Origin of the sequence: Nitrobacter sp. JJSN (assembly GCF_051912485.1) — a bacterium.
Lineage (GTDB): Bacteria > Pseudomonadota > Alphaproteobacteria > Rhizobiales > Xanthobacteraceae > Nitrobacter.
On the sequence record NZ_CP196822.1, the window covers coordinates 3,241,873 to 3,264,335 of the forward strand.

Genomic DNA, 22,463 nt, shown 5'->3' on the forward strand with positions numbered 1-22,463 from the left:
GCTTTTCCAGTCGTCATGGCCGGGCTCGTCGCGGCCATCGACGTCTTTGACGCGGTAATGAATTCAAGACCTGGATGCCCGCGACAAGCGCGGGCATGATGCTATTTTTTGTCGGCCGCTCTCTTCACCGCTGCTTCGAGACTCGCCTTAGCCGAACCGGGTTGCAACGGCTTCTGCTGGCTCTCATGCGGCGCCCAACCCGACAACCAGACGATATCGAAGGTCGCGCGGATACGGCCGTCGGGGTCAGTGAAGCGCTCATGATAGATTTGCGCCATCCGTAGCAGCGTTGCTCGGCGCAAAGGCGTCCGCCGCCGCTCGGCCAGGATGTTGGCCGCACCCATGCGGCGCAGGTCGTGCATCAGCGCGAAAGCATCGCCATAACGCACCACGACGCGATCGACGTCCGTCACCGGCACCGCGAAGCCGGCCCGTTGCAGCAGCGCACCGGCGTCGCGCAGATCGGCGAACGGCGCGACGCGCGGCGACATGCCTCCCTCAAGCTCGGACTCGGCGGCGGCGAACGCCTGACGCAATTCGGTCAGCGTCTCGCCGCCGATGGTGGCTGCGAGCAGTAATCCATCCGGCTTCAGCGCACGGCGAATCTGCGCCAGAACGCCCGGCAGATCGTTAACGAACTGGAAGGCCAGTCCGGAGACAGCGAGATCGAGCGATTCCGGCAGCAGTCCCAAGGCTTCGCTCTCGTCGACAGGAAGATCGACGGGCGAGAGCTCGGCGACGTGCGCTGCGAGTGCGCCGCGCACCTGATCGCCCGGCGTGCCGATATCCGCCGCATGTTGAAACACGCGCAACACGGCCTGCAGGCGCTCCGCCATATCCTCCGCGACGCGATCGAGCAGAAACGGCACCGCTCCCATCCTGGCTGCACGCCGCTGGCGCACGCGCAGCAAGGCGCGGTCGAACAGAACGGGCGGCGATGACGGGTTCGGAGCCATGCGGCTTGGTACGCCGATCATCCCGTCGCTGGCAACTGCACGTCGACCGCCTTTCCTTGTCCCCGCTAGCGGGACGAGGTTAAGCGCGCGCCGCGCATGAATGCTTGAGCCGAGCTCACGTCAGCGTTAGCCTCGTCCCATGGACGCAGAGACTGCACCGTCACGTTCCATGGCCGGCCGTCTGCACGGTGCGCTGCGGCAATGCCTTGGCGCGGTGTCCCACGCGGCGCGAACGGCGCTCGATATCGCGCTGCCGACCCTTTGCGCCGCCTGCCGCGAACCGGTCGCAGGCGTTGGCGTTTGTGCCGATTGCTGGACCAAACTGTCGTTCATTGAACGCCCTTATTGCCCCCGTCTCGGCACCCCCTTTGTTTATGATCCGGGGTCCAGCATGCTGTCGATGGAGGCGATCGCCAATCCCCCGGCCTATCAGCGTGCCCGCGCCGCGGTACGCTACGACGATGTCGCCAAGGTGCTGGTCCACGCACTGAAGTATCAGGACCGCACTGACCTCGCGCCTGCGATGGGCCGTTGGATGGCGCGCGCGGGTACCGAATTGCTCGACGGCGCCGATGTTCTGATCCCGGTGCCGCTGCACTGGCGGCGCGGCTGGAGCCGCCGCTACAGCCAGTCCGGCGCGCTGGCACGCACCATCGCCGGACAATCGGGCGTTCCGGTCGTGACGGACGCGCTACGGCGCATCCGCCCCACCCGGCAACAGGTCGGATTGTCGAGAAACGACCGCGCCCGCAATGTGCAGGGCGCGTTCAAGGTTGCGATTGAGCGCACCAGTCGGATCCAGGGCCGCCGGATCGTTCTGATCGACGATGTCCTGACATCGGGTGCGACGGTGGACGCCTGCGCGCGCGTACTGTTGCGCGCCAAAGCCGCGCAGGTGGACGTGCTGGTTTTCGCCCGGGTTGTCGACACCATGAAAGCTCCCATATAATTAAGGCTCGAACCCGAAGCCTTGTGTCTGCTCGCGGGGGAAAGGCAACGACATGGACACCGAGACCACGTTCATCGCGGCGATGATCCAGATGCGGGCCGGTCTCCTGCCCGAGCCAAATCTCGACCAGGGCGCGAGGCTGATTCGCGAGGCGGCGGCGCAGGGCGCAAGCTTCGTGCAAACCCCCGAAGTCAGCAACATGATGCAGACCGATCGCATCGCGTTGTTTGAGCAGCTCCGGAGCGAAGACGACGACCGCTCGCTCGCCGGCTATCGCGATCTGGCGCGCGAATTGAAAATCCATCTCAATATCGGTTCGCTGGCGTTGCAGATCACGCCCGAGAAAGCTGTCAACCGCTCGTTCCTGATCGGGCCGTCCGGCGACATCCTCGCGCGCTATGACAAGATCCACATGTTTGATATCGATCTCGGCGGCGAAAGCTATCGCGAGTCCGCCAACTATCAGCCGGGCGAGACCGCCGTGATAACCGACCTGCCTTGGGGCAGACTCGGCATGACGATCTGCTACGACGTGCGCTTTCCGGCGCTATACCGGGCGCTGGCCGAAGCCGGCGCGTCGTTCCTCACGGTGCCCTCGGCCTTCACCAAAAAGACCGGTGAGGCGCATTGGCACACGCTGCTGCGCGCCCGCGCCATCGAGAACGGCTGCTTCGTGTTCGCTGCAGCACAAGCCGGGCTGCACGAGAACAACCGCGAAACGTTCGGCCATTCGCTGATCGTCGATCCCTGGGGCACGGTGCTGGCCGAAGGCGGTGGCACCGAACCCGGCATCGTGCTGGCGACGATCGACCCTGCCAAAGTCGCGACCGCGCGCAAGACCGTACCCTCGTTGCAGCACGGGCGACGATTTTCCTTCGCCGATCATAAGTCGGCGAGCGACCATCTGCATCTTGTACGAGGCTCGGCATGATCCGCTACAATCTGCGCTGCGAGCGCGGCCACACTTTCGAAAGCTGGTTCCAAAGCTCGTCGTCCTATGACTCGCAGGTCAAACGCAAGCTCGTGACCTGCGCGGTCTGCGGCTCGGAGAAGGTCGAGAAGGCGATTATGGCCCCGCGGCTCGCCGGCTCCAAGAAGCGCACGCCGAGGCTCGCGGCCGCTCCCGCATTTACGATAGACGACCCTCCCGAGCGAGGTTCGGCATGATCCGCTACAACCTGCGCTGCGACCGCGGCCACACCTTCGAAAGCTGGTTCCAGAGCTCGTCGGCCTACGATTCGCAGGTCAAGCGCAAGCTCGTAACCTGCGCGGTCTGCGGCTCGGCGAAAGTCGAGAAGGCGATCATGGCGCCGCGGCTCGCCCGCACCGGAAAGCGCGGCGAGGTTGCGCCTGCTGATTCCTCCATGCCCGCGACGGTAACGCAGGAGCGCGAGCTTCGCGCCGAGATCAAGCAGTTGCACGATCATCTGATCAAGAACGCCGACAACGTCGGCGCACGATTTCCCAACGAAGCCCGCAAAATGCATTACGGCGATATCGAGCATCGCCCGATCTACGGCGAGGCGTCGCCTGAGGAAACGAGATCGCTGATCGAGGAAGGCGTCGAGGTCGGGTCGCTGCCGGTGCTGCCGGACGACCGGAACTAAGGGGCTATGACGCTGGACACGTTTCCGTCCTGGCTGTTCTGGGCACTGCTGTCGGCGGCATTCGCAGCGCTGACCGCCATCTTTGCCAAGGTCGGGGTCGAGGGCATCAATTCCGATATCGCCACTTTCATCCGCACCATCGTTGTCCTCGTCAGTCTCGGCCTGATCCTGTTGGCGACGGGACAGTTCAGCCACTCCGGCCCAATCCCGGCCCGGAGCTGGGTTTTTCTCGTGCTGTCGGGACTGGGCACCGGCGCATCGTGGCTCTGCTATTTTCGTGCGCTCAAGCTCGGTCCGGCCACGCTGGTCGCGCCGATCGACAAGCTGAGCGTCGTGCTGGTGGCCTTGTTCGGCGTCGTCTTTCTTGGCGAGCGCCCGTCACTGAATGGCTGGATTGGAATCGCCTTGATCGCAGCCGGCGCAGTGCTGATTGCATTCAAACGCTAACTAAACCGCCACCAGCAACCCGACGCCGATCACGATCAGCGCGATACCGCCAAGCTCACGCAACGAAAGCGGCTGCTTGAACGAATAATACGACACCGCCTGCGCAAACAGCACCTCGACCAGCGCCAGCGTGCGGACATTGGCAGCGGCGGTGAGTGCGAACGCCAGGAGCCAGAATTGCGAGGCGAACGCACCCAAAAAGCCTGCGAACAGCGACGGCCGCCACAAGCCGAGAATTCGTCTTGGCACGTCCGGCGTGCGCAGCATCAGATACGCCGTCAGCACCGCCGTTTGCACGAACAGCCCGAACACCAGCGTGTAGGACGCCGCGGTGACAAACGATACGCCCGGCACGGCAATGATGGCGCCGCGAAAGCCGACCGCGGACAGGGCGAAGCAGGCGGCTGCGACCAGCCCCAGCGCCGTCGGCTTGAGATCGGCGAAGCCCTTGGCGCCCCCGGGGCCGGAGTGCGGTGATGACGACGCCGACGGTGGCGATCAGAATCGCGACCACTTTCAGCAAGGTGAGATGGTCGCCGAGAAAAACAAATCCGAAAATCGCAGTCTGGATCGCTTCGGTCTTCAGATACGCCGTCGTCACCACGAACGAGCGGTCGTTCATCGCGAGCAGCATCAAGCCGGTGCCGACAATCTGCGTGAGCGCGCCGAGCAACAGCCACAGCCAGAAGGCAGCGACCGGCCAAGGGATCGGGTCGCCGGTGAAAGCGATCACCAGAGCGAAAAAGATCAGCGAAAACGGGAAACCGAACAGGAAGCGGATATTGGTCGCGCCCCACGTGCCGAGCGGACCGGTCAGCGACCGCTGCATCGCGTTGCGCGCCACCTGTCCGAACGCAGCCGTGACGGTGAAGGGTATCCAGAGCGAGGCGATGGTGAACATGAAAGATGTCTTATCACCCTTCCCTTGAGCAGGAGGGCTGAGGAAGCCTCACCCCACCGCTTCCGCCACCACCATGTAGTTGACATCCATGTCGGACGACAGGCTCCACTTGTCCGCGAACGGGCTGTAGACCACGCCGCTCTGCTCAGTGATGCCGAGCTTGTTGCGCTCGAGGTGACGCGCGAGTTCGTCGGGGGTGACGAATTTGTCCCACTGGTGGGTGCCGCGCGGCAGCCAGCGCATTACGTATTCCGCCGCAACAATGCCGAGCGCAAAGCTCTTCCAGTTGCGGTTGAGGGTAGAGGCCACCATCATGCCGCCCGGTTTCAGCATCGCGGCGCAGCGGTCGAGGAACAGGCCGACATCGGCGACATGCTCCACCACCTCCATCGCGAGTATGATATCGAAGCGCTCGCGCACATCCATGTCTTCCACCGTGGTGCAGCGATAATCGATCGACAGATGGGCTTTCTCGGCATGCAGCTTCGCCGCGGCGATGTTGGTCGCGGAAGGATCGACCCCGATCACATCCGCGCCAAGCCGTGTGAACGGCTCACACAAAAGGCCGGCACCGCAGCCGATATCGAGCAGCCTGAGGTCCGCAAGGCAGTTCAGGCTGCGAACGCTGCGCTCGAACTTGCGGCAGGCGGCGTCGCGGATGAACTGGAGCCGCAGCGGGTTGATCCTGTGCAGCGGCGCCATCTTGCCGTTGGGATCCCACCACTCCTGCGACAGTTTCGAGAACTTCGCGATCTCGGCGGGATCGACCGTTGATCCTGAAGCGGCTGAAGAATTCGCGGAAGGGTTGACTTGCATGGCCATGGCTACGCGTGGCTCCTATCGCGCCGTGATGTGATTGCGGAACGCCAGTGGCGAGGCGATGGTTCTGATCCTCTCAGCCCCTTCGCCGACCCCGCGCACCATCACGTCGCCGTAGTTGAGAATACGGCCGAGAATACTCTGATTGACATCCACGCTCTCGACCTTGTCCAGGCTCATCTCGAAGGTACGCCGCTTGATGAAGCCTGTCTTGTGCACAACCCGCAAATTGGTCACGTCGGTCTCGGTGGTCCAGCGGTGAAACCATGCCCTCAACATCCAGTACAATGCCACGAGCGCCGCAATGACGGCCAGCGCCAGGCACAACAGCATCGGCGTCTCGGTCACGAACATCTGCGAACCCAGGAAAAGGGCGAGCGCCGCGATCCAGGCCGCGATGGCCGGCAAATAGAAAATCCAGTGCACGTTGGTCGAATACAATACCTTCTCGCCCGGTTGCAGAATATCGTCGACATAACGCCCCATCGGCCTGCCTCACGCGCCTTCCCTGGATTATCCGGCCATCAGTGGAACGGCTGGAAGCCGGGTTGCCTGCCCGCAACCGCGCCGGTATGTATACGCGCCTTCTCGCCCGCGCGCCCCGCTTTTCGCACGATATCTTATCCAGTTAGCCCTTTTATCCAGTTAGCCTTGTCCAGTTAGCCTTGGGAACACACCATCCGTCATGAGTCGGCTTGTGATGAAATTCGGCGGCACCTCCGTCGCCAACCTCGACCGCATCCGCAACGTCGCGCGGCATGTCAAACGCGAGGTCGATGCCGGCCACGACGTCGCGGTGGTGGTCTCGGCGATGTCGGGCAAGACCAACGAACTGGTGGCATGGTGCAGCGACGCCTCGCCGATGCATGACGCGCGCGAATACGACGCGGTAGTGGCATCCGGCGAGCAGGTCACTTCGGGGCTTTTGGCCATCGCGCTGCAGGCGCTCGGCATTCAGGCTCGCTCCTGGCAAGGCTGGCAGATTCCGATTCGGACATCGGAGGCTCACGCTTCGGCGCGCATCCTCGAGATCGACGGTGGCGAACTCGTCAACCGCTTCAAGGAGCGCAAGGAGGTGGCCGTGATCGCCGGCTTCCAAGGCATCAGCCCGCAGACCGGCCGCATCACCACGCTCGGCCGCGGCGGCTCCGATACGTCGGCGGTGGCGATCGCCGCCGCCATCCGCGCCGACCGCTGCGACATCTATACCGACGTCGACGGCGTCTACACCACCGATCCGCGCGTGGTGCCGAAGGCCCGCAGACTCGACAAGATTGCGTTCGAGGACATGCTGGAGCTGGCGTCGCAGGGCGCCAAGGTACTGCAGGTTCGTTCCGTGGAACTCGGCATGACCCAGAACATGCCGATTTTCGTCCGCTCCAGTTTCGACAAGCCGGAGGACATCGACCCCCATGGCACGCCGCCGGGTACGCTGATCTGCAGCGAGGAGGAAATCATGGAAAGCCACGTCGTTACCGGCATCGCCTTCTCCAAGGACGAAGCCCAGATTTCGGTGCGCCAGATCGAGGACAAGCCGGGCGTCGCCGCCTCGATCTTCGTCCCGCTTGCCGAGGCCAATATCAACGTCGACATGATCGTGCAGAACGTCTCAGAGGACGGCAAGACCACCGACCTGACCTTCACGGTGCCGGCGGCCGACTATGCCCGCGCCAAGGAGACGATCACCCGCGCCAGGGACAAGATCGGCTATGCGCGCCTCGACAGCGCCACCGATGTCGCGAAGATCTCGGTGATAGGCTCGGGTATGCGCAGCCATGCCGGCGTCGCGGCGCAGGCGTTCAAGGCGCTGTCGGAGAAGAGCATCAACATCCGCGCCATAACCACCTCCGAGATCAAGTTCTCGCTGCTGATCGACACCGCCTATACCGAACTCGCTGTGCGCACCCTGCACACGCTTTACGGACTCGATCAGACCTGAGGGAATGCAGCGCCCATCGTCCTCCGGCTGGGCCGGCGCAGCGCGGCCGTGGCCCAACCTGCCGCCGCCTTCGCGCCGGTGCAGCTTTTCCAAACCGTGCGACCCTCGGCGGCAGGCGTTTTGCTTGGCAAATCGGACGTCGATTGGCTATACGGCCTCATGACGTGACCGTTTCGGCTGGCGCCACGGCTTCAGACAATCATTCGGTCGGACACCGCACCGCCGGGCTTCGGATGCGGTGAAGTCATTGTTTTTCTGAGGCTTATCGAAAAGACGGCTTCACAGGGGAGGATACCGGGACATGCGGAGCGCCTCGAGCGGCCCCCGCGTCTTGTTGAGACGGCTCCGCGAAGTCATGGCGGAGCAGGTCAGCGCACAGGAGCGTCTCGACAAGATCGTGGTGCTGATCGCCGCCAACATGGTGGCGGAGGTCTGCTCGACCTACGTGCTGCGCGTCGACAACACCCTGGAACTCTACGCGACCGAAGGTCTCAATCGCGACGCCGTCCATCGCACCGTGCTGACCGCACATGAGGGCCTTGTCGGCCTCGTCGCAAGCGAAGCGACGCCACTCAATCTGCCGGACGCGCAGAGTCACCCGGCGTTCTCGTTCCACCCGGAAACCGGCGAAGAAATCTACAATTCGTTCCTCGGCGTGCCGATCCTGCGCGCGGGCAACACGCTCGGCGTGCTGGTGGTGCAGAACCGCGCCAGGCGCACCTATGTCGAGGAAGAGGTCGAAGCGCTCCAGACCACGGCGATGGTGCTCGCCGAGATGATCGCCTCGGGCGAACTCGCCGCCCTCGCCCAGCCCGGCCTCGAGCCCGTCGCGCGCCACTCGATCCGCCAGACCGGCGCGATTCTGTCCGACGGCATCGCGCTCGGCCATGTGGTGCTGCATGAACCCCGCGTCGTCATCACCAACTACATCGCCGAGGATCTGCCGAAGGAGATCAGGCGGCTGGAAACAGCGCTCGCCAAGCTGCGCGCCGATCTCGACCGCATGCTGGAGCGGGGCGACGTTGTGGACGGCGGCGAACATCGCGAGGTGCTCGAGGCCTACCGGATGTTCGCCAACGATCACGGCTGGTCGCACAGACTGCAGGAGGCGGTCGCAACCGGCCTCACCGCGGAGGCCGCCGTCGAGCGCGTGCAATCGGACACCCGCGCGCGGATGCTGCGCTCGACCGATCCTTATCTGCGTGATCGCCTGCATGACCTCGAGGATCTCGGCCACCGCCTGATGCGGCAATTGGTTGGACAGGATCACGCGCCTTCCCGCGAGCAACTCCCGGAGAATGCGATCCTGATCGCACGCGCCATGGGGCCGGCGGCCTTGCTGGATTACGACCGCAAGCGGCTGCGCGGCCTGGTGCTGGAGGAAGGGACCGCGAATTCCCACGTCTCCATCGTCGCCCGCGCGCTGGGTATCCCGGCCGTCGGCGAGGTGCCGAACGCGCCTGGAATCGCCGACCCCGGCGACGCCATCATCGTCGACGGCACCTCGGGCGCGATCTACGTGCGACCGTCGGCAGAAGTCGAATCGGCTTACGCCGAGCGCGTGCGCTTTCGCGCCCGGCGGCAGGCGCAATACATCGCGCTGCGCGACAGACCCTGCGTCACCAAGGACGGCCAGCCAATCGATCTCATGATCAATGCCGGCCTCTTGATCGACCTGCCGCATCTCGAGGACACCAATTGCTCGGGAATCGGCCTGTTCCGGACCGAGTTACAATTCATGGTCGGTCAGAACCTGCCGCGCACGAGCGAGCAGCTTGCGCTGTACCGCGCGGTGCTGGACGCCGCCGGCAACAAGCCGGTCACCTTCCGCACCCTCGACATCGGCGGCGACAAGGCCGTGCCCTACATGGAAACCGTGGCAGAGGAAAACCCGGCGCTGGGCTGGCGCGCGATCCGGCTCGGGCTCGATCGTCCCGGCCTGCTGCGCGGTCAGGTGCGCGCGCTGCTGCGCGCCGGCGGCGGACGCGCGCTGCGCATCATGTTCCCGATGATCGCGGAAGTCGCCGAATTCGATCAGGCCAAGGCCATCATCGAGCGCGAACTCACATATCTGCGCCAGCACGGCCACGCGCTGCCGGAACGCGTGGACGTCGGCACCATGGTCGAGGTGCCGGCGCTCCTGTACCAGCTCGACGAATTGCTCAGGAAGGTCGATTTCGTCTCGGTCGGATCGAACGACCTGTTTCAGTTCATGTTCGCGGTCGATCGCGGCAACAGCAAAGTATCGAACCGCTTCGATACGCTGTCGGCGCCGATCCTGCGGGCGCTGCGCGACATCGTGACCAAGGCCAAAGCCGCCGGGAAAAGTGCCTCGCTGTGCGGGGAGCTGGCGTCTCAGCCGCTGGGTGCGCTGGCGCTGATCGCGCTCGGATACCGCTCGCTTTCGCTGTCGGCCACCGCGCACGGTCCCGTCAAGGCCCTGATTCTCGATCTCGACGCCAAGAAGGCGGAAGCGACGATCATGCCGCTGCTGGAGGCCCCCTCCGGCAGCATTTCGATCCGCGACAAGCTCAAGGACTTCGCCGATGCCGAAGGGCTGGCGTTGTAGCGGGCCTTTTGGCGCGCACCACCCCTTTTGCATCCCGGAATATCAACCATGTCATCCCTGCCCGAAGCCAAACTCGATCTCCTGCTGGCCCGCCACGCCGCGCTCGAAAACGAGCTGCTGAGCCAAGTCAGCGCTGACCGGTACGTGCAAATGACGCGCGAACTGGCCGAGCTCAATCCCGTCGTGGAGGCCGTGAAGAACTGGCGCGCAGTCACAACCGAGATCGCCGGCATCGACGCGATGATCGCTGATCCCACCACGGACGCCGAGATGCGGGCGATGGCGGAAGCCGAGCGGCCGGCGCTGGAGACGCGCGGAGACGATCTCGCGCAGAAGATCCGCGTCGCGTTGCTGCCGAAAGACGCGATGGACGAGCGCAACGTGATGCTCGAAATCCGCGCCGGCACCGGCGGCGACGAGGCCTCGCTGTTCGCGGGCGACCTGTTCCGGATGTACGAGCGCTTTGCAGGCCTGCAGGGCTGGAAGGTGGATGTGGTGTCCGCCAGCGAAGGCACCATGGGCGGCTACAAGGAAATCGTCGCCGAGGTGCAGGGCCGCGGCGCCTACGCCAAGCTGAAGTTCGAATCCGGCGCGCATCGGGTGCAGCGCGTGCCCGATACCGAGACACAGGGACGCGTTCACACATCTGCAGCGACGGTGGCGGTGCTGCCGGAAGCCGAAGAGGTCGACGTCGACATCAAGACAGACGATCTGCGCATCGAAACCATGCGGGCGCAGGGCGCAGGGGGTCAGCACGTCAACAAGACGGAATCGGCGATTCGCATCACGCACATCCCGACCGGCATCGTCGTGATGATGCAGGACAGCCGTTCACAGCACAAGAACCGCGCCTCGGCAATGAACATCCTGCGCTCGCGCATCTACGACGCCGAGCGGCAGCGCATCAATGCCGCGCGCTCGGCCGACCGCAAGGATCAGGTCGGATCGGGCGACCGTTCCGAGCGCATCCGCACCTACAATTTTCCGCAAGGCCGCGTCACCGATCACCGCATCAATCTGACGCTCTACAAGCTGCCGCAGGTGATCGCCGGCGACGCGCTGCACGAACTGATCGATGCATTGACCACGGAGCATCAGGCGGCGCAACTCGCCACCGACGGCGGTAATGCGTGATTTTTTCTTCCCTCTCCCCTTGTGGGAGCCGAGACGAGCGAAGCTCGCTCTTAGGGTGGCGAGCATCGTTAGATGCGAGACGGGTGAGAGGTTTTCCTCACGAAAGATACCCCTTACCCGCCCTCGCTTCGCGAAGGCACCTTCTCTCAAGGAGAGAGAGAAAAAAGAGACGCACGTGACCGATTCTTTCACTGGACAGACTATTGACGCGGCACGCCGCGCGCTGACGGCGCGCTTCGAGGCCGCCGGGATCGACAGCGCTCCGCTCGACGCGCGAATGCTGACCGGTGCGGCGCTGCGCCTCGATCTGACCGCGCTGATCACGCAAGGCACGCGTCAGCTCACTGCCGATGACGCAGCGCGCCTTGACGCTTTCGCGCGTCGCCGTCTCGCAGGTGAGCCGGTAGCGCGCATTCTCGGAACCAAAGAATTCTGGGGACTGCCGCTCAAGCTGTCGGCGGACACGCTGGTACCGCGGCCGGATACCGAAACCGTGGTCGAGGCTGCGCTCGAAATCCTCCGCGCCGAAAGCCGAACCCATGCTCCGCTCCGCATCGCCGACCTCGGTACCGGCAGTGGCGCGATCCTGCTCGCGCTGTTGACCGAACTGCCGAATGCCACCGGCGTCGGCACCGATCTGAGCGCAGCCGCGCTGGACACTGCCAAAGCCAATGCGCAACGCCTCGGTCTCGCGCCGCGCGCGGACTTCATGATCAGTGACTACGCGGGAGGCCTGTCCGATCCATTCGACCTGATCGTTTCGAACCCGCCCTATATCTGCTCGGCCGATATCGCCTCTCTCGCGCCGGAGGTCCGCGATCACGATCCGCATCTCGCGCTGGATGGCGGCGGCGACGGACTCGAGGCCTACCGCCGGATCGCGCCGCAGGCGGCAGGGTTGCTATCGCCCGGCGGTCTCCTCGTTCTGGAGATTGGGCAGGGTCAGGACTGCGACGTCGCCCGGCTGGTGGCCGCCGTAGGGTTAACGGTCGCGGGACCCGCAAGGGTTGACCTCGCGGGCATCGGTCGCGCCGTCGCGGCCCGAAAATTGCCCTCGTAAAGCCCGATTGGGATATAAAAAACCACTTGGAATATCGCTCGGGAGCGACTACGTTTCCCGCACAACATCGGTCCTGGGTTGTTGGCCCCGCAGCGCTACTGCAGGTGAGCCTAGAGTTCTCGGACGAGAACCGGCCCGAGTGAACGGTTCTTTAAAGGCAGGTCATATCAAGCGCGGTGGCCGAGAGCTACGCTGCTTGCGACCATAAAGCGAATGAAAGCCTGATACTGCGCTTGAAGACTCACGCGAGAAAACCGGAGTTTGGTGTCTCTGGCTAACTGATCCGGCCGTGCTGGTGCGATGCGCCTGCCGGCGACCTGGGAACGCGTCTTTGCTAAACGCGACGATTGACGAACCGATATGGAGATAGGTGGCGCCTATGCGCGCCGCGCAGGCCGCGTCGGCGGCGGCAACTAAAGCGACAAGGCAATTCCCCAAGGGTGAAACTTCAAGGCTGGTAACTGAAGGCGGGACATGAGAAACGGTCAGAATAACAACAAGCGGATGCGTAGCCGGAACAACAACAATAATAATAATAATAACAATAACAACAGGCGTGGCCAGAACCCGATGACGCGGGTTTTCGAATCCAACGGCCCCGACATCAAAATCCGCGGCACCGCCTCTCACGTCGCCGAGAAATACGTCCAGCTCGCCCGCGACGCGCGCTCATCGGGTGACCCCGTGGCCGCCGAGAACTACTATCAGCATGCCGAGCATTATTTCCGCCTGATTGCCGCGGCGCAGGAGCAGTTTCGCCAGAGCCAGCCGCAGCAACAGCCGCGGATCGAGGCCGACACGCCGGATGAGGGGGGCGACGACGACAGCGAAAACTACTCGAATTTCGGAACAGAGCCCGGCTTCGTTCCGGTTCAACAGCCGCGCGACAATCCTCAGCGCGACCAGCAACCCTTTCAGCGCGACCCGCAGCCTCCCCGCGAGCACCGTCAACCGCAGCCGCAATATCAGCCGCAACCGGCGATGCAGCCCGCCGACAACGGCGGCGTAGATCGCCTGCCATCCTTCATCACGGGATCGCAGCCGCAGGTGAACGGCGGCCGGTTCGAAGGCAACGGCCATCAGGGCAGCGAGCGCAACGACCGCTTCCCACCGCGCCGGCGCCGACGCCCGCATGGTCCGCGTCCGGACGGCATCGTGCAGCCGCCCATTCCCGGCGAGGACTTCAACACCGGCAACGAATAGCGATGCATCTCACCCTTCTGGATAGGGTGAGAACTTCGGAAACCGCAATCGGGGTATCACTCCTCAGTACTGCATGAGGATGGCGCAAGCACTGGCGGCAAAACCGGGATCAACCGGCTGTGCTCCCGCTTTGCGGCAATGGGGCGATAAACCTGCTTGGTCGCCTCCACGATATGAACGCCGGCGAATGGCAGCGACAGCGCCGCGCCGACACGCTCCCACGCCGCGGCCGAGCGCAGGAACCAACCGTTCTTGATCGGCGGGACGAACAGCGCCTCGCCCCAGGCCGACGGCGTAAACCATGTCTGCCGCAGCAGTTGGGTGATCTGCGAGCGCGAATACGGCCGGCCGTGGCCGAACGGCGTCGTATCGGTGCGAGTCCAGACACCGCGACGATTGGGAACGATCGCCATCATACGGCCCGACGGTGAGAGAACGCGCCACACTTCACGCAGCAGGCTTTCCGGATCGTCCGACATTTCCAGCGCATGAACCAGCAGGATGCGGTCCGCCACCGCGTCCTGCAGCGGCAACGAAAACTCGTCGACCAGCGTCGCCAGCGCCGGCCGCGCCGTCGGCCATTTCAATACGCCCTGCGCCGCCGGCATGAAGGCGATACAGCGTTCGCAGCCCTCGCGGAACAGGCCCAGATAGGGGGTGGGGTAGCCGAGGCCGACCACGCACTGACCTTCCATACTCGGCCAATGTGCATGAATGCCGCGATTGATCAGCCGCCGCGCCACGACGCCGAGGCGCTGCGAATAGAAATCGCGGAGGTCGATAACGTCGATTGCCATAGCCCACATCTACCATGTTGCCGGCATGGCCGGCACCCCTGCCCGCCACGATTTGTGCAATTGTAACCCAGCGTTAACGGCATGTTTCACCGCATACAGGGCTGTGCTAGCGTGAACGTCTCGGGCTTACGGAGACGACATGACCGCCGAAATTCGCCTGTTCACCTGCCTCACTGATAATTTCGGCGTCCTGATTCACGACCCCGCGACTCATGCGACCGCCGCAATCGACGCGCCGGAGGCCGGGCCGATCATCGAGGTGCTGGAGCGTGAAGGCTGGAGGCTGACCGACATTCTGGTCACCCATCATCACGTCGATCATGTCGGGGGCATCGCGGAACTGAAGCAGAAATACAACTGCCGGGTGGTCGCGCCGCAAGACAAGGGAGGCGGGATCGCCAACGTCGATCTGCACGTCGGCCAGGGCGATATCATCAAGGTTGGAACGCTGCTCGGACGCGTGCTGGAAACGCCGGGCCACACGCTGGACCACGTCAGCTATGTCTTCGACGACGAGAAGGTGGTGTTCGCCGCCGACACCCTGTTCTCGATCGGCTGCGGTAGGGTGTTCGAGGGCAGCTATCCGATGATGTGGGACTCGCTTTTGAAACTGCGCGCACTGCCGGACGATTTCCGGCTCTATTGCGGCCACGAATACACCGCATCGAACGTGAAATTCGCGCTGACCATCGAGCCGAACAATCCGACCCTCAAGGCCCGCGCCGAGGAAGTCACGCGGCTGCGCGCCGAGGGCAAGCCGACGGTGCCGACCCTGATGGGCGAGGAAAAGAAAGCCAACGTGTTCCTACGCGCCGACGATCCTGCCGTTGCTGCCGGCGTGCACATGAAGGGAGCCAGCGGGGCTGACGTTTTTGCTGAGTTACGCGAACGCAAGAACAAGTCCTGAGCGCGTGATCCAGCTAAGGGGCTTCCGGTTTTCGGATCAGGTCATGTGAGATGCACAGTGGCGCCGGGTTTCAATTCTCCGGCTTCGAGCTGGGCTAGAACAGCGTGCGCTGCCGCATCGCAGCCGACAGCGTCCCTTCATCAAGATAATCGAGCTCGCCCCCGACCGGAACGCCATGAGCGAGCCGCGTCACCTTCACGTTGGCATCGCCAAGCAGATCGGTGATGTAGTGCGCCGTGGTCTCGCCGTCGACGGTCGCATTCAGCGCCAGGATGATTTCCGTCACACGCGAATCGTGCGCCCGCGATACCAGCGCATCGATGGTCAGGTCCTGCGGGCCGACGCCGTCGAGCGGCGACAGCGTGGCGCCGAGCACGTGATAGAATCCATTGGTGGCACTGGCGCGCTCCAGCGCCCAGAGGTCGGCCACGTCCGCAACCACGACGATGATGGAGGGATCACGCCGCGTGTCCGTGCACACCGTGCATGGATTGCGCGTGTCGATGTTGCCGCAGGTTTCGCAGACCTGAATCCTGTCGATCGCAACCTGAAGCGCGCCTGCCAGCGGCGTCATCAGCGCCTCGCGCTTCTTGATCAGATGCAGCGCAGCCCGCCGCGCCGAGCGCGGGCCAAGTCCCGGTAGTCGCGCAAGCAACTGGATCAGACGTTCGATCTCGGGACCGGCAACGGAGGCCATCGGTCTTACATCCTGCGCGTGTTGTCGATCGCCCTTCGCCTGGCGAAGAAATCCGGCGAATTTGCCGCATCTGATGAGGAATTAGCCGAGACCCAGGCCCGGCGGCAGACCAAGCCCTCCGGTCAACGACTGCATTTTCTCCTGCATCGCGATCTCCGCCTTGCGGCGCGCGTCGGCAAGTGCACTCACCACAAGATCCTCGAGGATTTCGCGTTCGTCCGGCTTGATCAGCGACGGGTCGATCGAGATCGCCTTGACTTCCATCTTCGCGGTCATCCGCACTTTGACGAGACCGCCGCCGGAAGCGCCTTCCACCTCGACATGCTCGAGCTCGTCCTGCATCGCCTTCATCTTGGATTGCAATTGAGCCGCCTGCTTCATCATGCCAAGAAAGTCAGCCATCAAACGTTCCTCTTTGCTAGAGCATTTTCCGGCTAGGTGGAGTCCGGTTAGCCGTAAGAAAATGCTCTCAATCAATAGTTTTCGCGTATTCTAATCGCAAAATCGGTATCCACTTTTGCGGAATACGCGCTAGTCGTCGCCGTCGGCCAGATCGTCAGGAACGGCATCGGAATCCGGCGACGACAAAGCGAGCTTTCGCACCTCGACCACCTTGGCGCCGGGAAAACGTGCCAGCACGTCCTTCACGCGCGGATCGGCCTCGGCGGCGCGCTCCCGCTCGTTCTTTTGCAGCAGCGCCTGCGAACGTAGCGTCGGCTGACCCGCCTCGTTGGAGACGATCACAGTCCAGCGCCGGCCCGTCCACTGCTCCAGCTTGCGCGCAAGTTCGTTGACAAGGGTGCGCGCCGCGCTGCGTTCGAGCGCGACCTCGAGCCGGCCGTCCTCCATGCGGACAAGACGCATGTCGGCCTCGAGCGCAGCCTTGATGATCAGGTCGCGATTTTCGCCGGCGAGCGCCACGAGCTCGGTAAAACTCTCAAGCCGCACTGCCGGCACCGCACCCGTTGGATCAACCATCGGCGCGATCGCCTGCGGGCGGGACACCGGCTCCGCTGCAGCGCGCGGCGCCGACAGGGCACGCGCGGCTGACGATTGGGCCGACGACGCCGATCCGGGAGACGACCTTTGCTGCGCGGCGTTGTTCACAGCGACGGATGATCCGCCGCCGTTCTGATCCAGCATCCGGATCGCTTCATCCGGCGTCGGAAGGTCCGCAACATAGGCGATACGCACCAGCACCATCTCGGCCGCAGCCGCCGGCCGGGTCGCACCTTGCACTTCGGTGATGCCCTTCAGCAGCATCTGCCACATCCGCGACAGCACGCGCATCGACAGCTTCGCGGCAAAATCGCGAGCACGCAGACGCTCCGTTTCACCGAATGCGACATTGTCTGCAATCGCGGGGACGATCTTGATGCGGGTCACGAAGTTGACGAATTCGGCAAGATCGCTCAGCACCACGACCGGATCGGCGCCGGTATCGTATTGGTCGCGAAACTCGCGAAACGCGCTCGCGATATCGCCCCGCGCCAGCGACTCGAACAGATCGATGACCCGCGTGCGGTCGGCAAGGCCCAGCATCTGTCGCACGGCATCGGCCCGAACCACGCCGGCGGCGTGGGCGATGGCCTGGTCGAACAGCGACAGCGAATCGCGGACCGAGCCTTCGGCCGCCCGCGCCACGATGCCGAGCGCTTCCGGCTCGACCTCGACGCCTTCCTTTTTTGCGATATTGCCGAGGTGAGTCACCAGAACATCCGCATCGACACGCCGGAGATCGAAGCGCTGGCAGCGCGACAGCACCGTCACCGGAACTTTCCGGATCTCGGTGGTGGCGAACACGAATTTTGCGTGCTCCGGCGGTTCCTCCAGCGTCTTCAGGAACGCGTTGAAGGCCGCGGTCGACAGCATGTGAACTTCGTCGATAATGTAGACCTTGTAGCGCGCGCTTGAAGGCGCATAGCGCACGCTGTCATTGATCTGCCTGACGTCGTCGACGCCAGTATGAGACGCGGCGTCCATTTCCAGCACGTCGATGTGACGGCTTTCCATGATCGCCTGACAATGCACGCCGAGCTTCGGCATCCGGATGCTCGGTCCCTTCACCGAGCCATCAGGCAATTCGTAATTCAGCGCGCGGGCAAGAATGCGCGCGGTGGTGGTTTTCCCCACGCCGCGCACGCCGGTCAGGATCCATGCCTGCGGGATCCGTCCAGTCTCAAAAGCATTGGACACGGTGCGCACCAGCGCCTCCTGCCCAATGAGATCGTCAAAGCTCGCGGGACGGTATTTCCGCGCCAGCACGCGGTACTCAGCGCCGGGGTCTGATGACCTCGTTCCGAGATCGAAGCCGGTCTGCCCGGCGTCGGCATCGGTGGACGTTGAGGGAATGCCAGCATCGGTCATTGAGCGATCCGCAATTTTTCTCTCTCGAAGCCGGCTTGCGGAACAACTGGGCGGTCTCTCGGGCCGCGCCCAAATCCGGCGCTGGCAAGGCTCGTCCGAAACATGGCTCGCCTAAAACAAAGTAGGAGACTGACGAGCGACCCGATCCGGACCTCGTTAGGGCTGCTTCCTTCCGGACCTGACCCGGTTGGCGAGTGGCTCGTCCACCGCCAATCTCCCGATGCCTATTTGGGACCAAAAGGATCGGAAAGCAAGCGGCGACGGCACCTCCCGGGCATGCGGTTCCGGACCATTGACCATAGCGGATCGCGGGGCCAGTTTGCAGACGATGCCCGCAACCTGGTCGCTTCATCCGCAGCTCGACGCCGACACGGTCTGCATCGGCGATCTGCCGCTCAGCCGGCTCCTGCTCAGCAAGGACGCCAACTATCCCTGGCTCATTCTGGTCCCAAGGCGGGCCAATGCGGTCGAGATCATCGACCTCGATCGCGACGACCGCGCAGGTCTGATGACTGAGATCGGTCAGGTCTCGGAAACGCTCAAAGGCACCACCGATTGCGACAAGCTCAACGTGGCCGCACTCGGCAATCAGGTGCCGCAGCTCCATGTCCACGTCATCGCGCGCCGCAAAGGCGACGCCGCATGGCCCCGCCCGGTCTGGGGCGCTGTGCCCGCGCGCGACTACGATGCGGCAGAGCTTGAGGCATTCGTCGATGCAATCCGGCGCGAGACAGGGCTCGGTTAGACCAATCGTCAGGACGCTGGCCAGCGGAACCGGAGCGAAACCTGCCGATTAACCGCTTGTCTCGACCTTCCGCATCGGCAAGGATTCCCGCATGATGAAAAAGCCCCGCATCCTGTGTATCGGCATGCCGGTGCGCGACCTGACCTTTCGCGTGCAAGGCTTGCCGGCACGCGGCTTCAAGATCGGTGCCGAGCATTTCGAGGAAATCGCGGGCGGCAACGCGCTCAACGCGGCCGTCGCCATCTCCCGGCTCGGCGGCAACGCGGCGTTCTGCGGTCCCATGGGCGATGGCGGCGAAACATCCAGCCGCTACATCTTCGACAAGATGGCGGAACTCGGGATCGGGATGCGGGACATCGTCCACATGCCGGGTCTGGTGACGCCGATCTCCGCTGTCATGATCGATTCCGGCGGCGAGCGCACCATCATCACCTTTCGCGATCCCAAATTGTGGAAGGTGCGACTGCCAGACGCAGACAGGCTGCTTGCGGATTGCAATGCCATCCTGGTCGAGAGTCGCTGCGCGGAATTCTGCACCGATCTCTGCATCGAGGCGCGCAAACGCGGCATTCCAGTGGTGGTCGATATCGACAGCGTCATGCCGATGCGCGGCGGTCTGCTGACCGCATCGTCGCATCTGATTTTCTCCAGTGAAGCGCTTCAGGCCACGGCCGGTGTCGACGACGATGCGACGGCGCTGCACAAGCTCGCCGGCATTACCTCGTCGTTCCTCGCCGGAACACGCGGACCGCAGGGCACGCTGTGGCTCGATTCCAATAGCGCGCTTCGGGAGACTCCGGCCTTTCCGGTCGACACCGTGGACACGCTGGGCGCCGGGGACGTCTTCCATGGCGCGTTCGCTCTCGCCATGACCGAAAAGCAGGACGTCCAGGAATCACTCCGATTCGCCTCCGCCGCGGCCGCAATCAAATGCACCCGCTTCGGCGGGGCCTTCGCCTGCCCGCAACGTCCTGAGGTGGAAGCACTTTTGCGACAAAAGGCTTCGACTTCCGCGTAGTCCGGACTGACACCCTTGCATTGGAATATTTTTCTATATATGAGGTTGAATAACTTCAATATTGGAACAATGTTCTAATCATGAGCGATCTCGCCCTCCAGACCTCTGAGTCCAGCCGTCGCCTCGACGCCATCGACCGCAAGATCCTGACCGTGCTTCAGGAGGACGCGTCCCTGTCCGTGGCCGAGATCGGTGACCGTGTCGGGTTGTCCTCGACTCCCTGCTGGAAACGGATCCAGCGGCTCGAAGCGGACGGCATCATCCTGCGCCGGGTGGCGCTGGTCGATCAGAACAAGATCGGGCTCGGCATTTCGGTATTCGTATCGGTGGAAAGCGGCGACCATTCGGATGCCTGGCTGACCACATTCGCCAATGCGGTCAGCGCGATGCCTGAGGTGATGGAGCTCTACCGCATGGCGGGCGACGTCGATTACATGCTGCGCGTCGTGGTCGCTGACATGCAAAGCTACGACACTTTTTACAAGAAGCTGATCAGCGCCGTGGCGCTGAAGAACGTCACCTCGCGATTCGCGATGGAGAAGATCAAGTCGGTGACGGCGCTGCCGGTGCCGGCAGCAAGCGCGGTGTAGCGAGACGGCCTTCGTCTGAAATGCTCTGCCCCTTCATTGCGAGGAGCGTTGGCGACGAAGCAATCCAGTTCTTCTTTTGCCGCCTGGATTGCTTCACTTCGCTCGCAATGACGCGGGGCGTCAGATCTTCTGATTGTATTCGCCGACTTCAGGATGGGTGCGCAGCACGCTATCCATCGCCTCGAACATGTCGTGCATCCGCTGCTCGGAGACCGGGCTTTCGACCACCACCACGAGTTCGGGCTTGTTCGATGACGCCCGCACCAATCCCCAGCTTCCGTCCTCCGCCGTCACCCGGACGCCGTTGACGGTGACGAGATCGCGGATCGGCTGACCAGCGACCTTTTCGCCCTTCGCCTGCGCTGCCTCGAAATGCTTCACCACGCTGTCAACGATGCCGTATTTGGCTTCGTCGGCGCAATGCGGCGACATGGTCGGCGACGACCAGGTCTTGGGCAACGCATCCTTCAGATCGGCCAGCGATTTGCCGGCTGCGCGATCGAGCATCTCGCACACGGCGATCGCCGAGATCAGGCCGTCGTCGTAACCGCGCCCCATAGGCGCGTTGAAGAAGAAGTGGCCGGATTTCTCGAAACCGGCCAGCGCGCCGAGTTCGTTGGTGCGGCGCTTCATGTAGGAATGGCCTGTTTTCCAATAGGTCACCTTGGCGCCCTGCTTCTGCAGCACCGGATCCGTGACGAACAGGCCGGTCGACTTCACATCGACCACGAAGTGCGCATCCTTGTGGATCGCCGACATGTCCCGCGCCAGCATCACGCCGACCTTGTCGGCGAAGATTTCCTCGCCGGTGTTGTCGACCACGCCGCAACGGTCACCATCGCCGTCGAAGCCGAGGCCGACATCGGCCTTGTATTCGAGCACCGCGTCGCGGATCGCGTGCAGCATCTTCATGTCTTCGGGATTCGGATTGTACTTCGGGAAGGTGTAATCGGCCTCGGTATCGAGCGGGATCACCTCGCAGCCGATCGCCTCCATCACGGCAGGCGCGAAGGCGCCGGCGGTGCCGTTGCCACATGCCACGACTGCCTTGAGTTTGCGCTTCAGCTTCGGCCGCCTGGTCAGGTCGGCAATGTAGCGCGCGGGGAAGTTCTCGTGAAACTGGTAGGAGCCCCCGACCATGTTGGCAAAGGCGGCCCCGAGCACGATCTCCTTCAGCCGGTTCATCTCGTCGGGTCCGAAGGTCAGCGGCCGGTTGGCGCCCATCTTGACGCCGGTCCAGCCGTTGTCGTTATGCGACGCCGTCACCATCGCGACGCAGGGGACGTCGAGATCGAACTGCGCGAAATACGCCATCGGCGTCATGCACAGTCCGATATCGTGAACCTTGCAGCCGGATGCCAGCAGGCCCGAGATCAGCGCGTATTTGATCGACGACGAATAGCTGCGGAAATCATGACCGGTGACGATTTCCTTCTTCTGGCCGAGTTCGGCAATCAGCGTGCCGAGCCCCATGCCCAGCGCCTGAATGCCCATCAGGTTGATTTCCTTTTCGAACAGCCAGCGCGCGTCATATTCGCGAAAGCCGGTCGCCTTCACCATCGGCTCGGATTCATAGGCATAGGTGTTCGGCGCCAGAACGGGTTTCGGCTTCGGAAACATACAGATCGCCTCGCAGGGAAAGGACATGAACACAGGAGGGCGCAGCCTTGGCGAACGCCGTGGCTGCTGGAAATGCGGGGAGCTAGAACTACTTCCGTCTTTGAGGGAATCAAAGCCGGGCTCAAGCTTTTTGTTTTA

Annotated in this window: 21 protein-coding genes, 1 other RNA gene and 2 pseudogenes; 14 read left to right on the forward strand and 10 right to left on the reverse strand. The window is 63.4% G+C overall.

Features of this window, described 5'->3' with window-relative positions; translation table 11 throughout:
- Window positions 1-101: 101 nt before the first annotated feature.
- Entirely contained in the window at window positions 102-977 is an 876-nt protein-coding gene (locus ACSZOQ_RS15880) for a methyltransferase domain-containing protein (protein ID WP_439923396.1), read from the reverse strand.
- A 118-nt stretch (window positions 978-1,095) separates the two neighbouring features.
- Here ACSZOQ_RS15880 and ACSZOQ_RS15885 point away from each other — a divergent pair, with 118 nt between their 5' ends.
- The 5 genes and pseudogenes from ACSZOQ_RS15885 (at window position 1,096) to ACSZOQ_RS15905 (ending at window position 3,959) form a co-directional block, all read left to right on the forward strand.
- Window positions 1,096-1,905, forward strand: coding sequence for a ComF family protein (locus tag ACSZOQ_RS15885; protein ID WP_439923397.1), 810 nt, complete (start codon window positions 1,096-1,098; stop codon window positions 1,903-1,905).
- Between the two features lie 52 nt (window positions 1,906-1,957).
- The gene (locus ACSZOQ_RS15890) at window positions 1,958-2,836 is read left to right on the forward strand and encodes a carbon-nitrogen hydrolase family protein (protein ID WP_439923398.1); all 879 of its coding nucleotides are present in this window, start codon (window positions 1,958-1,960) and stop codon (window positions 2,834-2,836) included.
- Window positions 2,833-3,033, forward strand: a pseudogene (locus tag ACSZOQ_RS15895) (DUF1178 family protein); the annotation flags it as partial. The gene ACSZOQ_RS15890 and the pseudogene ACSZOQ_RS15895, both read left to right, overlap by 4 nt.
- A gap of 35 nt (window positions 3,034-3,068) precedes the next feature.
- Entirely contained in the window at window positions 3,069-3,512 is a 444-nt protein-coding gene (locus ACSZOQ_RS15900) for a DUF1178 family protein (protein ID WP_439923399.1), read from the forward strand.
- 6 nt (window positions 3,513-3,518) lie between these two features.
- Window positions 3,519-3,959, forward strand: coding sequence for an EamA family transporter (locus ACSZOQ_RS15905; RefSeq protein ID WP_439923400.1), 441 nt, complete (start codon window positions 3,519-3,521; stop codon window positions 3,957-3,959).
- On the opposite strand, the pseudogene ACSZOQ_RS15910 reads toward ACSZOQ_RS15905, so the two are convergent.
- The 3 genes and pseudogenes from ACSZOQ_RS15910 to ACSZOQ_RS15920 form a co-directional block, all read right to left on the reverse strand.
- Window positions 3,960-4,860: pseudogene (locus ACSZOQ_RS15910) on the reverse strand (EamA family transporter).
- Between the two features lie 48 nt (window positions 4,861-4,908).
- Window positions 4,909-5,682: a bifunctional 2-polyprenyl-6-hydroxyphenol methylase/3-demethylubiquinol 3-O-methyltransferase UbiG gene (ubiG, locus tag ACSZOQ_RS15915; protein ID WP_439923401.1), complete on the reverse strand. Its 774-nt coding sequence runs from the start codon at window positions 5,680-5,682 to the stop codon at window positions 4,909-4,911.
- 15 nt (window positions 5,683-5,697) lie between these two features.
- Window positions 5,698-6,165, reverse strand: coding sequence for a PH domain-containing protein (locus ACSZOQ_RS15920; protein WP_439923402.1), 468 nt, complete (start codon window positions 6,163-6,165; stop codon window positions 5,698-5,700).
- Between the two features lie 199 nt (window positions 6,166-6,364).
- Between ACSZOQ_RS15920 and ACSZOQ_RS15925 the strand changes: the two genes are divergently transcribed.
- From ACSZOQ_RS15925 to ACSZOQ_RS15945, 5 genes are all read left to right on the forward strand, one after another.
- Window positions 6,365-7,618 carry an aspartate kinase gene (locus tag ACSZOQ_RS15925; protein ID WP_439923403.1) on the forward strand — a complete coding sequence of 418 codons (1,254 nt, stop codon included), beginning with the start codon at window positions 6,365-6,367 and terminating at the stop codon, window positions 7,616-7,618.
- A gap of 301 nt (window positions 7,619-7,919) precedes the next feature.
- Window positions 7,920-10,187 (forward strand): phosphoenolpyruvate--protein phosphotransferase, encoded by a 2,268-nt coding sequence (gene ptsP, locus ACSZOQ_RS15930; RefSeq protein WP_439923404.1) that lies wholly within the window; start codon window positions 7,920-7,922, stop codon window positions 10,185-10,187.
- 48 nt (window positions 10,188-10,235) lie between these two features.
- The gene (prfA, locus tag ACSZOQ_RS15935; RefSeq protein WP_439923405.1) at window positions 10,236-11,321 is read left to right on the forward strand and encodes a peptide chain release factor 1; all 1,086 of its coding nucleotides are present in this window, start codon (window positions 10,236-10,238) and stop codon (window positions 11,319-11,321) included.
- A gap of 175 nt (window positions 11,322-11,496) precedes the next feature.
- A complete protein-coding gene (prmC, locus tag ACSZOQ_RS15940) occupies window positions 11,497-12,381 on the forward strand; it encodes a peptide chain release factor N(5)-glutamine methyltransferase (RefSeq protein ID WP_439923406.1) in 885 nt (294 codons plus the stop codon).
- A gap of 474 nt (window positions 12,382-12,855) precedes the next feature.
- Entirely contained in the window at window positions 12,856-13,584 is a 729-nt protein-coding gene (locus tag ACSZOQ_RS15945) for a DUF4167 domain-containing protein (protein ID WP_439923407.1), read from the forward strand.
- Window positions 13,585-13,640: 56 nt separating this feature from the next.
- Here the strand turns inward: ACSZOQ_RS15945 and ACSZOQ_RS15950 are convergent, their stop codons facing one another.
- Complete coding sequence (locus ACSZOQ_RS15950) at window positions 13,641-14,381, reverse strand: methyltransferase domain-containing protein (RefSeq protein WP_439923408.1); 741 nt, start codon at window positions 14,379-14,381, stop codon at window positions 13,641-13,643.
- A 139-nt stretch (window positions 14,382-14,520) separates the two neighbouring features.
- Between ACSZOQ_RS15950 and gloB the strand changes: the two genes are divergently transcribed.
- Entirely contained in the window at window positions 14,521-15,288 is a 768-nt protein-coding gene (gloB, locus tag ACSZOQ_RS15955) for a hydroxyacylglutathione hydrolase (RefSeq protein WP_439923409.1), read from the forward strand.
- 94 nt (window positions 15,289-15,382) lie between these two features.
- Here gloB and recR read toward each other — a convergent pair whose 3' ends face one another.
- The 4 genes from recR to ffs form a co-directional block, all read right to left on the reverse strand.
- Window positions 15,383-15,985, reverse strand: a complete 603-nt coding sequence (gene recR, locus ACSZOQ_RS15960) for a recombination mediator RecR (protein WP_439923410.1) — start codon at window positions 15,983-15,985, stop codon at window positions 15,383-15,385.
- Between the two features lie 81 nt (window positions 15,986-16,066).
- Complete coding sequence (locus tag ACSZOQ_RS15965; protein ID WP_439923411.1) at window positions 16,067-16,387, reverse strand: YbaB/EbfC family nucleoid-associated protein; 321 nt, start codon at window positions 16,385-16,387, stop codon at window positions 16,067-16,069.
- A 129-nt stretch (window positions 16,388-16,516) separates the two neighbouring features.
- On the reverse strand, window positions 16,517-18,352 hold the full coding sequence (locus ACSZOQ_RS15970) for a DNA polymerase III subunit gamma/tau (RefSeq protein ID WP_439923412.1): 1,836 nt from the start codon (window positions 18,350-18,352) through the stop codon (window positions 16,517-16,519).
- A gap of 121 nt (window positions 18,353-18,473) precedes the next feature.
- An RNA gene (gene ffs / locus ACSZOQ_RS15975) (signal recognition particle sRNA small type) lies at window positions 18,474-18,570 on the reverse strand.
- A 110-nt stretch (window positions 18,571-18,680) separates the two neighbouring features.
- On the opposite strand from ffs, the gene ACSZOQ_RS15980 reads away from it, so the two are divergent.
- From ACSZOQ_RS15980 to ACSZOQ_RS15990, 3 genes are all read left to right on the forward strand, one after another.
- The gene (locus ACSZOQ_RS15980; protein WP_439923413.1) at window positions 18,681-19,097 is read left to right on the forward strand and encodes an HIT domain-containing protein; all 417 of its coding nucleotides are present in this window, start codon (window positions 18,681-18,683) and stop codon (window positions 19,095-19,097) included.
- A gap of 91 nt (window positions 19,098-19,188) precedes the next feature.
- Window positions 19,189-20,115, forward strand: coding sequence for a sugar kinase (locus ACSZOQ_RS15985; RefSeq protein ID WP_439923414.1), 927 nt, complete (start codon window positions 19,189-19,191; stop codon window positions 20,113-20,115).
- Window positions 20,116-20,195: 80 nt separating this feature from the next.
- A complete protein-coding gene (locus ACSZOQ_RS15990) occupies window positions 20,196-20,705 on the forward strand; it encodes an Lrp/AsnC family transcriptional regulator (RefSeq protein ID WP_439923415.1) in 510 nt (169 codons plus the stop codon).
- A 120-nt stretch (window positions 20,706-20,825) separates the two neighbouring features.
- Here ACSZOQ_RS15990 and ACSZOQ_RS15995 read toward each other — a convergent pair whose 3' ends face one another.
- Window positions 20,826-22,325, reverse strand: a complete 1,500-nt coding sequence (locus ACSZOQ_RS15995) for a phosphomannomutase/phosphoglucomutase (RefSeq protein WP_439923416.1) — start codon at window positions 22,323-22,325, stop codon at window positions 20,826-20,828.
- Between the last annotated feature and the right edge of the window lie 138 nt (window positions 22,326-22,463).